Raw genomic sequence first — 13,022 nt, forward strand, 5'->3', positions numbered from 1 at the left:
TCCCCCTGTAGTCCACGTGCTAGCTCTCGGGTGGGGCTTGCAAGCTCCACAGCCGTCCGTCGGGATCGCGGACGGTCATCTCCCGGGTCCCGTAGTGGGTGTCCTGGAACGGGGTGACCACCTCCACGGCCGGATCGGGGTCGAACCGTGCCGCGTCGGCCACCTTCAACGCGACCTGCATCCCGGGCTGCCGGTCCTCGGGGCACTCCGTGACTATGAGATAGGGCCCCTCGCCGTTGCGGAACACGCCGGAGCCCTCGCCGGTGGCGATCTCCAGTTCGAATCCCAGGGCCTGGAGAAACCTCGCGGTCTTCCCCCAGTTGCGGGTTTCCAAGAACACCGCCTCGAACCCTTCAGTCGCCATGTCATGACTCCTTCTCGGATGTGCGCTCCTGCTGCCCGTGGGCGTCGTCGAGGTAGGTGCGCAACGCGTCGGCGACCAACGCCGACAGGGACATACCCGTCTCGATCGCGTGATGCTTGACCCGCTTGATCAGCGGTACCGGCAGGTACACGTTGAACTGCTTGACCTCCGCCTCACCCATCCAGGCAGGCTAGCATGCTAGAAAGTTAGCACGGTGTATCGAGGCCGCTCCCCACCGCCCGACTCTCGCCAAACCGTCGGCGTCAAGTACCTCAATCCCGGGACGGAAGTCAAGGACGGCCCGAGCGCCTACCTGACGACGTGCCTGCGCAACGCCGCCACTGACGCGCTGCGCAAGTTCTCGGCGGCGGAATCCACGATCTCGCTGGACGGGTATGACGACGTCCTGCCGGAGCGGTGCCAGGAGCCTCCGACCGGCCGCGGTGAGCCGGGCGACGCGGACCAGGTCGCCGCCGAGGAGGACATCAGGCGGGAACTCGCCCGGCTGACCGGCACCGGCGAGACCGCCGGTGAAGCGCCTCGCGAAGTGGCCGTCGAAGCAAAGGGAACACTGGTCCACATCTACGAACTGGAACCGGGGATCGTCGTCGCGAAGATCAGGACGACGGACAACGAGTTCGACGTCCACACCGCCTGGCCGGTGCGGAACGCGCTCCTGGAATGGCTGGACGATCCCGGCAAGGCGACCTCGGTGAACATCGTCATCGATCTGAGCGGAATAGACTTCATCGACTCGACGGCGCTCGGTGTCCTCGTCATGTTCCGGTTCCGGCTTCGTCTGCACGGCGACTGGTTTTCCGTGGTCTGCCCCAATCAACGTCCGCGTCGGCTTCTGGCCAACACAATGCTCGACACGATCTTCGGGGTGCACGCGTCGATGGACGACGCCCTGGCGGCCATCCGCAAATACATGCGGGGACCCACGAGCCGGTTCACCTGGCCTCGGTGACGACGGGAGCGACGAGATGAATCGTGTCGGGAGCGCCGTCGCCGTCGGCGTGGTCGCCGGTCTGGCGACAGGGATCGCAGCCGGGCTTTCGGCGTCCCAGGCCATCGCCGGGTTCATGGCGTTCCTGGGCGCGACCGGGCTCGCCCTGGCCATTCTCAAAGAGACCGGCAGATGACTGCGGGCGAGGACCGGTCAGCTCCCCCGTAGGGCTTCGGTCGGCGTCGTCGGGGTGTTGATCAGGGTGTCGAAGCGGAGGCCGCTTGAGGCTTCGCCGCGGCCTACGCCGCGGTGGGCGCTGAGCCAGAGCACTACGCGGCCGTCCCGCCAGCGGGTCCGGTTGAAGGCGACCGACAGGCGAGTGCCAGCCTGTGGCACCTCCTCCTCGTTCACGAAGTACTGCGTTCCCGCGTCGAAGCCGTGGCGCAGGAGGGTGGTGCGGGCCGGGACGGGCCGGCCGTCCACGACGCTGGGCATCGCCGCGCGCTGGAGCTGGATTTCGCGATTGTCGCCTGGCACGCGCACTGGGATGAACGGGATCCAGTGTTCCGGGATGGCGTTCATCGCCTGGTAGGAAAGGGGGGCGCGCGGTGGGTCTTCTTCGTCGGGCGTCGGTTCTGCGTGGCGTTGACGGAATGCCAGGGCCTCGGCCGCGGCCTCGCTGCCGCGGCGGGGTTCGCCGGTCGGCATCCGTACGGTCTGCTCGATGCCCCAGACCAAGTTGGCGTTCTCGTCGCGGATCAGGAGGACCTCTTCCAGCGCGGGGCCCTCGGCGACCTTCGGGACGCTCGGCGGCAGCAGGAGGTCGGTGTCCGCGGGCACGTGGTCGGCGCCGATGGTGTCCAGGGTGAACATCGACCAGCGCCGCTGGTCCTCGTCGTCGCCGGCGCCGGCGGGGGTGATCCAGAGCCTCTCCCCGAAGACGTCGGTGACGACCAGGCCGCGGATCTTGTTCATCGTGCCCGCGGGCAGGTCGCAGGGCAGCTGGTACCAGTCGTTGCTGAACACCAGCGCGAATTCCAGGAAGATCAGGCGCGCCAGGTCGGTGCTGTCCGGACGGACGGCGGCGAAGTTGGTGCGTCCGTCCTCGATCGCCCACCAGCGCGGCAGCGGCATTCCCGAGAAGCGGACCGGGGCCGGGAAGACCGTGCGGCTGAGCGTCTTCTCCGGGGGCCTCGTCCCGCCGAGGGGCGGTCCGGGGTCGACGGAGAAGGCGTGCCAGTCCAGTTCGCCGCCGGGGTATTCCTGGGCGGTGACGACCTTCTCGCCGCCGGGCACCGAGGCGGAGACGGAGAAGCGGTGTTCGAGGCGGCGCGGGTCCCAGGTGGCGTCGCCGTCGGGGCGTTCGGGAGTGACGCCGGTCGGCTGGTCGATCAGCGCGTCGAACCAGGCGACCAGGCGCTTGCCGAGACTGTTGAGCGTGGCGCGGTGCAGCAGCCCGTTGATGCCGTCGGCGGCGTTCCCGCCGCCCTTGATGTGCCGGTAGAGCAGGTAGCCGTCCATCCGGCGGCCGGCGATCGTCTGCATCGTCGCCCAGACCTCGGGATGCGCGAGCCGGGCGGTGTCCTCTTTCGCGGGGTGCTCCGGGTCCGGCAGCTGGATGGGGTACTTGGCGATGTACTGCCTCTCGAAGCGGAAGAGGTCCAGGCCGAGCAGGTTGTGCTTGCCGAGCAGCTTCAGCCACCGGTGGCCGATCATCACGCGCAGGTCGAAGGCGATCTCCTCGTCGCCGAACGCGAACGGCAGCAGCCGCCGCTCCGCCATGGTCTCCAGCGGACGGTCGGTGGGCAGGTCCTCGGGCGGGCCGCCGTGCGGGCGGAACCGGGTTGGCCGCGAGGGGCTGACCGAGTAGGTGGCGGTGACGGGCGATCCCGCGTCCGTCCCGCGGAACTCGCCGAGCTGCCACTGCCGGGTCAGCATCCACAGCGGGTCGCGCACCTCGACGCGCAGCGCCCGCTCGAAGTCGGCGGTGCGGGGGCGGCCCTCCAGCCGGTTCCACACGCCCACCGTCGGGTGGCGGCGTCCGGCCAGTTCTTCGGCGAACGTAGGCGGGACGGGGTTCGGCTCACTCATGGGCGGCCCTCCAGCGCAGGTTGGCGATCGCGAGGTCGGTGCCGATGGTGATCTGCCGCCGGGTCGCCGACATCACCGTGGCCGGGAGCAGGTGCGCGTACGCCGTGCCGCCGAGATGCTCCGGCTCGACGGCGCGGGTCTTCGCGAGGTCGAAGGTCTCGACGATCGCGTCGATCAGGTCGCCGGGCGTCCAGCGGCCGGCGGGGTCGCGGACGGGCGGGACGACGAGGAGCATCGCCTGCGGGGGTTCGGCGTCCGGGCCGTTGTAGTGCATCGCGATGCCGGTGGTCTCGCGCTCGGCCGGGATCACCTCGGTCCATTCGTCGAACACCAGCCCGCACTGGTCGCCGATCAGCGGGGACGTGTAGTGCGCGGTGAACAGCAGCCGGTCCTCGCCGAGCTGGTCGGGCAGGTTCGGGTCCTTGGCGAATTCCATGGCCAGCCAGTGGTCGCCCGCGACGTGCGGCAGCTGGACGGGCGACAGCGCCGGCTCCTTCCAGCCGAGGATGCCGAGCAGTCCGCCGGGCCCGAGGAGCCCGCTCGCGAGGGTCACCGTCTTCTCCCACAGCCGCGGCTTCTCCCTGACGCGGGCCATGCCGTGCAGCCAGTCGTCGACGGGGAAGTCCCGGGCGGGCGTGAGGTGCGCGACGAGCCGGTCGCTGTCGTTGCGCGCCCTGCTCAACTGCTGGAGGAGCTGGCTCGGCGGGGTGAACTTGGGCACGGCCAGGACGTCCTCGCCGAGCAGGGCCTTGAGGGCGTCGAGCGCGGCCTGCACCCGGTCCGGGCCGGGGATGGTCTTGTCGTGGGTCTCCAGCGCCTTGTTCGCGGCCTCGGCGCGGGCGGACAGCTCGTCCTTCAGCTTCCCGGCGCGGGTGAGGAGCTCGCGGCCGAACGCGACGACCTGGTCTTCGTAGGGCGTGAGGTCCAGCCCGGCGGGATCGACGTCGGTCAGCGGCAGCTGTGCCGCGACCTCGGCGAGCAGGCCGCTCAGCGTCGTCTTGTTGGTCTTGGCTATCTGCTTCAGCTTCTTCAGGCGGTCGTCGAAGTCGTCTCGGAGGTCGTCCACGCGGTCCCGGAGGTCGTCCACGTCCGGGGGGCGCGGGCCCGGCATGGTGGTGAGCAGGCCCTCGGCCTGCTGCAGGATCCGGAACCGCTCCTCGACCGGGGTGGACGGCGGCAGCGCGTCGTACTGGGCGAGCAGCAGGTCGGCGGCCTGGAGCGCGCGGGTCATCCGCGCGGCCGCCTCGGCGGCGGCGGCCAGGACGGCGGTGAACACGCCGCGCCGCCACAGCGCCACCTCGCCCCAGCTGCTGCGCACCAGGCCGAACCCGCCGGCCGCCACGGTCAGCTTCGCGTACCGGCCGAGGAAGGTGTCGATCCCGCTGATCAACGCGGCGCGGGCCGGGGGCGCGCCGGCGGGGTACAGCTCCCCGAGGTCGGCGATGAATTCGGCGACGTCGTCCCGCAGGCCGGTCAGGGCCTCCAGGACCTTGGCCGGGCGTTCCCGCGGCAGCGATACGGCGTCGTCCGCGGCGCGGGCGACCGGGGCGCTCCCGGCGGCCGGAGCCAGGTCGCTCGGACGCAGCGGCCGCGCGGTCGTCAGCAGCGTGCGCAGCGCCGCGACCAGCGGCGACAGCTCGAAGAAGCCGATCTTGCCGGAGAATCCGACGCCGTCCTGGTCGGAGATGCGGGTGGTGTACTCGATCGTCAGCTCGACGTCCGGGCGCGGCTTCGACTGCTCGATGACGACGCCGAGGATCCGGTCGTCCAGGTCGGTCATCGCCGCTTCGTCCGCCGGGCGCAGGGCCCAGAGCAGGTCGATCGCGTCCAGGCCGGTCTCGTGCTGGGTCACCAGGCGGTGCCGCTTGGCGCCGTCGTCCGGATCCCGCCAGGTGACCAGCGCGGCCACGGCCGTGGGGCCCGGGAGCACGGCGGGCAGCCAGGCGTTCACCGCCGGTTCGGCCCTGGCGCGGGGCGTGCCGAGGCCGGGGGGACGATCCGCCATGAGCTGGAGCCCGAAGCGGTGCGTCAGGGTGGTGCCGCTGCGCGGGGTCTCCACGACGGACGGCTCGGGCGCGACGCCTTCCTTGGCGTAGGCGTCCATGGTCGCCGAAGCGCGTTCGGGATTGCCCTGCAGCGCCTGGTGCGTGCCTTCGGCCACGGCGAGATCGGCGAGCGCGTCGTGCACGTTGCGCAGCGCGTCGATCTCCTTGCCGACGTCGGCGACCACGCCCTCGCCGGCGGGCTGCAGGTCCGTGAAGCCGAACGGGTAGCGCTGGTCCGCCTCGGGCAGCGCGTTCACGTGCCGCAGCAGGGCCAGCCCGTCGATCACGATGCGGGCCTCGACCTCTTCGATGCGCTTGGGACGCGCGGGATCGTCCGGCGCCGGGGCGGTCTCGCCGATCTTGTTGGCGCGGAGCGGGAACTTCAGCCGGAGCCCGGCGATGTACCGGTCCAGGCCGATCCTGCGGTCGTGCAGGCCGCGTTCGAACCGGTAGCCGAGCAGGGCGGCCAGGGACTGGCCTTGGCGCATGCCGTCCAGGATGGTGAGGGCGAGCCGGACGCGCTCGGAGGTCAGATTCACCGCGAACGCGCTCGTGTCCGGCGTCCTGTTGGCCAGGTATCCGGCCCGCAGCACGGCGGCCGTCCGGGCGTGGGCGGGCGACGGCGCGTGGACGTAGCCGCCGTTGTCCGTGTCGAGCGGGATCGGGGCGGCACCGAACACGGTCGCCAGGTCGGCGGGCGGTGTGACGTGCTCGACCTCGTCGCTCTCCCTCCGGGCGACGTTCTCCAGCCATCCGTACGCGCCGAGATGGACGCCTCGCTTCGGCGGTGCGGCACCGTCCTGGCCGTATCGCAGCTCGGCCAGCCGCTCGTTCGCCAGCCCTAGCCGCCACGCGTCGAGCCGGTAGGTGGCGCAGTCGATGTGCTCGGCGAGCACCCGCTCCAGCCGCGCGGTGGGCAGCCCCGCCAGCAGGCCGAGCGCCTTGGTCTGCTCGTCGAGTTCCGCGGCGGCCGGGTTGGTGCCCAGCACCGTGCGGAGGTGTTCGTGCACCAGCATGGTCTGGCTGCCGGTCATCGCCGGGTTCGTCGAGTACAGCGCGCGGTACCGGCTCTCGCTCGGGATCGTCTGGCCCGGCTTGGGGATTTTGATGTGGACGAACGGCGCGTCCCGCACATCGGGCACCGCGGAACCGGGGGTGGCGAGCGCGAGCCGCCGCGCGGCCTCCGCCCAGCCCAGCAGGACCGCGTGCCGCGCCAGCAGGTACAGCAGGGCCGAGGGCGGCCGGTTGTCGAGGAAGCCCTCCTCCTTGCGCACCTTGTCCAGGTCGTTGCGGGCGTGGTCGGCGAGCCAGCGCAGGTAGTTGCGGCGGTCGGCGGTGTAGGCGCGGATCGGCTCGGTCTCCGACAGCGGCCGGTCGTCGACGAGCGGCGCCAGCAGCGGATGGTGGACGTCGGTGAACAGCCGGCGCAGCAGGTCGGGGTCGGCCGCCGGGTCGCTCGTCGGACGGCCGAGCCGGGCGAGCAGCGCGCGGATCGGCTGCGGCATGGCCAGCTGGTCGAGCGCGTCCTTCACCTGGGGGCCGAGCGCGCGCAGGTTCTCCCGGTTGAAGATGTCCTCGACGCTCTGCGCGTAGCGCTGGTGGAACTCCGCCGATGTGGGGTGGAGGGCCAGGATGTCCAGCAACTTCTGGTGCGGGTCGTCGGCTACATCGTTGGCTGGGCCGTTCAGGTGCTGGACGTGTTCGAGCGCGGCCTGCCAGTCCTTCGCCGCCTCCTTGAGGACCGCGTTCAGCGCCTTGCGGTGCTTCGCCGCGTCCGGCCAGGCCATCCGGGAGAACACGGTCGTCGGCAGGATGCCGTACGGCTGGCGGCCGATCTTCACCGCGGAGAGCGGGCCGCGCCCGGACACGTGCTCAAGGAAGAAACTCCTGGTCTGCGCGATCTGCTCGTCGCCGAGCACGCCGTTCAGCAGCGCCTGAAGGTAGTGGCCCCAGGTCGCGGGCCACAGCGCGGTGTGCGCCGCCCGCGCGTCGCGCCGGTCGGCGCCCTCGGCGTTCGGCACCCCGGCCAGCACCGCCGGGTCGAGGCCGAGCAGCTCGGCGAACCACTCGCCGTCGGTCTTGGTCGTCCAGTCCGCGGCGGTGGCGGCGAACCCGGCGGCCGTGGCCAGCCCCGCCTCCGCCTCGGCCGCGGCGTCCTGGCCGGCCGGGGCCTGCTCGGTGTTGTTCGTCGGCGTCCCCTGCGGCAGCAGGCTGAACCCGGACGGGCTGCGGAGCTGGCGCGTGAACAGGCCGCCGAGCGCCGTCGCGGACTGCTCCGGCGTGGCCTGCTCCCGCAGGCCCAGCACGATGAGCCGGTCGACCCCGTTCCGGAACGCGGCTTCGAGGGGGATCCGGATCCCCATCCCGGCGTTGACCGCCTCCTTGAAATCGGTCAGCCAGCGCAGCGCGGGCGGCACGGTCAGCACGCCCGTGGTCTCATCGATCTTGAGCTGGTTCGCCTTCGTCTCGCCCGGGTCCGGGCTCACCGCGAGCTCCGGCCGCACCGGGCCGCCGGGCTTGGAGAACACCTGCGCGCCGTTCACATACCCGAAGACGACGAACCGGTCGGGCAGCAGCGTGGCCTTCGCGGCCACGGTCCAGGACTGCGGCGCGATCTGGTCCGCGGGCGGCGGGGACAGCACGAGGAACGCCACCACGACGTTGTTTCCGCTGGTGACCGCCGCGCTGTCCACGCCGTGCGGGCGGCGGGCCCGGATCGCGTCGGCCCGGGGCTTCCCGACGGACGCGAGCAGCGCGATGTCGGCGTCCCGCAGCTCGGCGCGGTCGCCGTGCGCGCGCCAGACGGCCGTCCAGTACGTGACGGCGGGCTGGCGGTCGTTCGCCGCGAGCGGTGCGGCGCTGACGATCACCAGTACGGTCGTCTCCGCCGGCACCCCGGTCGGGCGATCGGCCGGATTGGCCGGGCGGTACCCCTGCAGCAGCCACCCCGCGCGCCCGGCGGGGACCCGGCCGACCAGCTCGTGCCAGGCGGCCCGCTCCCCCGCCGCCGACCCGCCGGACGCCCAGAGGCCCGTCCAGTAGGCGTCCAGCGCGGCGAGCTCGGCCCGGGTGGGCCGGGGCTCGAACTTGTCGATGGACCACTCGTCGGGGAAGACCCGGACGAGCAGCTCGTCCCGGGTGAACCGCGTCTCCACCCGGACCGGGCCGAGCAGCACCGGGAAGTCAAGACTGAGGTCGGGCATCCGGCAGCATCTCCTGTGCGTGTACGGCCACCAGAACCGGTGCTTGGAAGAGGATGTAGGCGACGTCCGCGGAGCTGATGTCGGACTGCCAGCCCGGGAGGATCTTCTCGTCGTCCAGGCGCTGTTCTGCTTTTTCCTGGTCGTCCTCGTCGCCGTTGAACTCGTCGGCGAGCTTGACCTTGATGTCGGCGTCGAACTGGATGAAGCCGTGCCGGTCCTGCGGGTCGACGCGGCCCCAGGACAGGTCGTTCCACACCTCGACCGGAGGCGGCCCGCCCGGCGGGTCCTCGTCCACGCCGAACCGCGGGTCGCCCGGACGCTCCTTGATCACGAAGAACCAGCCCAGGTCGCCGCCCTCGCCGCGCGCCTCGTCCGCGTCGAGGTCGAAGCCGAGCAGGTAGACGTCGGGCTCGGCCCTGGCCTCGTAGATCGGCAGTTTGACCAGGTGCGGCGGCGGGGGCAGGTTCGCCGGAAGCCTCGCGAGCTCGCGCTCGCCGCTGGTGTCGGGCGTCCCGGGCGGGTCCTTCAGGACGGGCCAGGCCGCCTTATGCGCGTAGATGGCCGCGTTCGGATACTTCTTCAGCAACTCGCCGCGGATCACCAGCACGAGGTCGTTCTTCCGGCGGCTGTTCCCGCCCAGCACGGTGGCGGTGCTCCATTTGTGGATCGGCGGGATGTCGTACAGCCGCTCGCGCCGCGCGCGGGCCGGCTCGTCCGGCTCGGGAAGCGCCGTCCGCGGGTCCCAGAACTGCCGGAACGGGGTCCCGCGCGAGTCGGACGGGAACTCCCGCCACAGCATCTCCCGCGCCATCTCGTGGTTGAGCCCGACCAGATAGGACTCGATGAACCGGCGGTTGTTCTCCAGCAGGGTGATCGAGTTCGCCGGGATCAGGCCGAGGTTGGGCACGAACGTGTCCACCGACATCTTCAGCAGGTCTTCGTACATCGGCATGTCGAACACCGGGTAGGCCATCACCTCGGTCAGCTCGGAGAGTTCGCCGGTGGCGGGCCTCAGCCGGTCCGGCAGGTTCAGCGAGGCGAGGAGGTTGTCCAGGACGGTCTTGTCCGAGCTCAGGCCGGTCATCATGTCGGTGGTGGCGTCGGTCACGCCCAGCTTCGGCGGGTCGGCGACGTGACCGCCCGCGGCGGCTTCGTCCCAGCCCGCGTAGAGCTCGCGGAGCGCGCGCTTGAACGCCGCGGCCTCGTCGCTGTCGCGGTCCCCCACCGGCGTGGTGGCGGTCTCGCCGTACTGCCGCAGCTCGAACAGCGGGTTGAGGGCCAGGACGTCGACCGGATGGCCCGGGGGCTTCGGCGGGAGGCGTTCGTCCAGCTCGGCGGGCGTGACGACGGCCGGTGGGGTGCCCTTCGAGGGCGCGGCCGCGATGTGCAGCTCGTCGATGCGCGAGACGAGCGTCTCGGCGGGCCTGACCTCAGGGAACTCCAGCACTTTCATCAGCCGCGAGCCCGGCCGGGTGATCCGGCGCATCGGCGCGGACACCGGGGCCGCCGCGACGCGGCTGCGCGCGACCTTGAACCCGACCGCGAGCTGCTCGCCGGGGTCCGTGAGTGCGGAGAGCGCCTGGGGCACGCGTTCGATCACCCGGCCGTGCGCGGGCGCGGTCAGCGTCAGCGTCCTGGCGGAGGCCAACGGCGGCGGCTCCGCGGCGGCGAGCGGCTCGGCGGCGGTGCGCGAACCGGTGGCGTCACGTGAACCGGTGGCGGCCAGGGGCGTGGTGGGGAGGTCGAAGTGCTTGTCGTGCAGGCGGTTGCCGACCTCGCGTGCGAGCTGCGCCGCCCGGATCTTCTCGTTCGCCCGCCGGGCCTCGCCGAGCTGGTTCCAGGCGGCCGCCATGAGCTCGTCCTGCCGCTCCTGGACGACCTGCGCGCCGAACTGCGCGGCCACCCGGAAGCGCGGGTCCAGGTTGAGCCGGTGCACCCAGTTGTGCAGCACGGCGTCGCCGACCGGGTCGCCCTCGGCGTCGACCAGCAACTGCGGCGTGAGCGCGTGCCAGCGCCCGTACAGCGGCGGCGTGATCACCGGGTCGGTCTGGCCTTCTAGGTCGGAGCCCCGTGGCGCGAGTTCGGCGTTCGCCGTCGCCACCGGCTGCCGCTGGTACGCCTCGGCCAGGTTGATCAGCCCGGCCATCGCCTGCTGCCACTGGGTCGGGTACTGCGGCCACGGCAGCGGCCGCAGCTTGTAGTAGTTGTCCCAGTTCTCCCAGGCGTCGGGGTTCTCGTCGGAGTCGGGCAGCTGCAGGGCGCCGCCGAGCCGCAGCACGCCGTCGGGCTTGGTCGGCGTGGTGACGCCGGGCAGCCCGAAGCCGGGCTCGCGGTGCGCGTCGATGTCGCGGCGGCCGACCGGGTCCTTGGCCTCGAACGGCTTCAGCAGCCGGACGAGGTACTCGAAGTCGCCCACCGAGCCCGTCGTGAACGACCAGCGGTGGTAGTAGGGCAGCTGGCCCGTGGCCACGTCCTGCGGCACACCCCAGCTCGGCGTCATCGCCGCGATCGCGCCGGGCTCGATGCCGAGCCCGGCCCGCCGCCCGGTCTCGAACGCCGGCACCAGGAACGCGTCGTAGTTCGTCTTCGGCGACAGGTGCCGCGGGCAGATCACCCGGGAGCACGCGCTGTCGGGCGCCTCACGCAGCACGCGGCCGAGGTTCGCGAGCGCCGCCCCCATGTCAGCGGGATCGTCGACCGCCAGCGGGACGTCGAGTTCGCCGTTGACGTGGACGTGCGCCCACGCCCCCAGCTCACCGGACGGCTGCAGCGCCCGCGGGTCGGTGACGGTGATGAACGGCAGCGGCCGGTCAGGCGCGGCGCCGTCGTCGAACTCCGTCCCGGCCAGGACGATCAACGCGAGCCAGGGCGCCAGCCGTTTCGTGGCGCCGTCCGGCGGGGCCGGGCTGTACCGCCACGGGAAGACCTCGTCGTAGAACTCGATGTGCGCCAGGAAGTTGGGCTCGAAGGTGGCGATGTACGGCAGCGGCTCGACCCGCGAGATCGCCCGCGGGTCGACGCCGATCACGTCGCCGGGGCCGTAGATCTGCAGCGGCTGCTCGACCGGGCGGCTGGGCGGGAGGTCGCCGTCCTTGAGGGCGTCCCCGGTCAGCTTCAGCCGGACGTTGATCGTGGCCCGGGGCGCGGTCCCCGGCGGCTCGGTGATCTGTGTCGTCAGGCCCGTCCGCAGCCAGGGCAGGAAGGAGTACGCGTTCGCGCTCACGAACCGCTCCCGCGCCGCTCGGACGTCTTTGTCAGCTCGGTGCCCTGCCCGGCGGCGGCCAGCCCGGCACGGGCCACGCCGCCCGCGACGATCACCTTGGCTCCGGAGGCCGCGGCGGCGAAGCCCCACCGGCCTTCGGCGAGGCCGGGCACCTGCGTCCACGCGCCGGCGGAGTACTCAAGGGCGCTGCGGTAGCCGGCCTCATTGCGGACGTCGTCGGTGCCGCCGACCACCAGGACCTTCCCCGAACCCAGCGAGACCGCGCGGTGCAACGCCCGGCCCGCGGGCATCGGCGCGGTGTCCTGCCAGGTTCCCGGGGTGAGGTTGTACACCTCGGCGGTGGCGCGGGCGAACGGGTCGAAGCTGCCGTCGCCGGGCGCCCCGGGCGCACGGCCCCCCGTGACCAGCACCGTCGTATCGGACAGCGCCGTCGCGGTGTGCGCGCTGCGCGGGCGGCGCAGGCCGCCGGTCGGCGTCCAGGTCTTGTCGTCGGTGTCGTAGAGCTCGCAGAACGCCAGCGCCGGGTCGTCGGCCGTCCCCACCGGGACGCTGCCGCCGCAGACCAGCACCTTCTTGCCGGCCTGGAGGACGACCGCGGTGTGCCCGGTGCGGGCGTCGGTCATGTCCTTCGCGGCGGTCCAGGTCTCGTCCGCCGGGTTGAACAGCTCCGCCGAGCGCACCGCCATCACCGTGCCGCCCGGCCTGACGGTACTGCCGCCCGCGACCAGGACCTGGCCGTTCGACAGCAGGACCGCGCTGTGCCCCCAGCGTCCGGCGGCCATCGGATGCCTCGTTGCCGTCCAGGTGCCCTCGGCCGGGTCGTACAGCTCGGCGGTGGCCAGCGCGGGCGCGCCGGGGCCGCCCCTCCCGCCGGTGATCAGCACCTTTCCGCTCGGCAGCAGGGTCAGCGCGTGCAGCTGCCTGGCCGTGCCGAGCAGGACGGGCGCCGCCCACGTGTTCTGCTCCAGGTCGTACACCGCGCTCTGCCGGACGGCGGCGGACGCGGCATCGGCGCCGCCCGCGACCAGCGCCTTCTTGCCGTCCTTGAGCACCACGGCCGCGTCGTGCTGGCCGGACCAGCTCACCGCCGCGGCGTAGGCGGGGGCGGACGACCACGCGTCGGCCGCCAGTGTGGCAGTGGTCATCG

General features: G+C 72.2%; 8 protein-coding genes. 2 read left to right on the forward strand and 6 right to left on the reverse strand.

All coding sequences use genetic code 11. The features are described 5' to 3' along the window. Window positions 1-19: 19 nt before the first annotated feature. Both E1287_RS01990 and E1287_RS01995 read right to left on the reverse strand, forming a co-directional pair. Window positions 20-364, reverse strand: a complete 345-nt coding sequence (locus E1287_RS01990) for a VOC family protein (RefSeq protein ID WP_131962946.1) — start codon at window positions 362-364, stop codon at window positions 20-22. A gap of 1 nt (window position 365) precedes the next feature. Then, window positions 366-545 (reverse strand): ribbon-helix-helix domain-containing protein, encoded by a 180-nt coding sequence (locus E1287_RS01995; protein WP_131962948.1) that lies wholly within the window; start codon window positions 543-545, stop codon window positions 366-368. A 33-nt stretch (window positions 546-578) separates the two neighbouring features. On the opposite strand from E1287_RS01995, the gene E1287_RS02000 reads away from it, so the two are divergent. Continuing rightward, window positions 579-1,334: an STAS domain-containing protein gene (locus E1287_RS02000; protein WP_131962950.1), complete on the forward strand. Its 756-nt coding sequence runs from the start codon at window positions 579-581 to the stop codon at window positions 1,332-1,334. Window positions 1,335-1,350: 16 nt separating this feature from the next. Then, on the forward strand, window positions 1,351-1,509 hold the full coding sequence (locus E1287_RS43490) for a hypothetical protein (RefSeq protein WP_165968850.1): 159 nt from the start codon (window positions 1,351-1,353) through the stop codon (window positions 1,507-1,509). 17 nt (window positions 1,510-1,526) lie between these two features. Here E1287_RS43490 and E1287_RS02005 read toward each other — a convergent pair whose 3' ends face one another. From E1287_RS02005 to E1287_RS02020, 4 genes are read right to left on the reverse strand one after another with little or no spacing between them, the layout of a single operon-like run. Further along, window positions 1,527-3,404: a hypothetical protein gene (locus E1287_RS02005; RefSeq protein ID WP_131962952.1), complete on the reverse strand. Its 1,878-nt coding sequence runs from the start codon at window positions 3,402-3,404 to the stop codon at window positions 1,527-1,529. After that, window positions 3,397-8,652: a hypothetical protein gene (locus E1287_RS02010; RefSeq protein WP_131962954.1), complete on the reverse strand. Its 5,256-nt coding sequence runs from the start codon at window positions 8,650-8,652 to the stop codon at window positions 3,397-3,399. Before E1287_RS02010 ends, E1287_RS02005 begins: the two co-directional genes overlap by 8 nt. Then, entirely contained in the window at window positions 8,633-11,875 is a 3,243-nt protein-coding gene (locus E1287_RS02015) for a hypothetical protein (protein WP_131962956.1), read from the reverse strand. The genes E1287_RS02010 and E1287_RS02015 overlap by 20 nt, the downstream gene beginning before the upstream one ends. Beyond that, entirely contained in the window at window positions 11,872-13,020 is a 1,149-nt protein-coding gene (locus tag E1287_RS02020; protein WP_131962958.1) for a kelch repeat-containing protein, read from the reverse strand. The genes E1287_RS02015 and E1287_RS02020 overlap by 4 nt, the downstream gene beginning before the upstream one ends. Window positions 13,021-13,022: the final 2 nt, after the last annotated feature.

The sequence above is a fragment of the Actinomadura sp. KC06 genome, assembly GCF_004348735.1.
GTDB lineage: Bacteria > Actinomycetota > Actinomycetes > Streptosporangiales > Streptosporangiaceae > Spirillospora.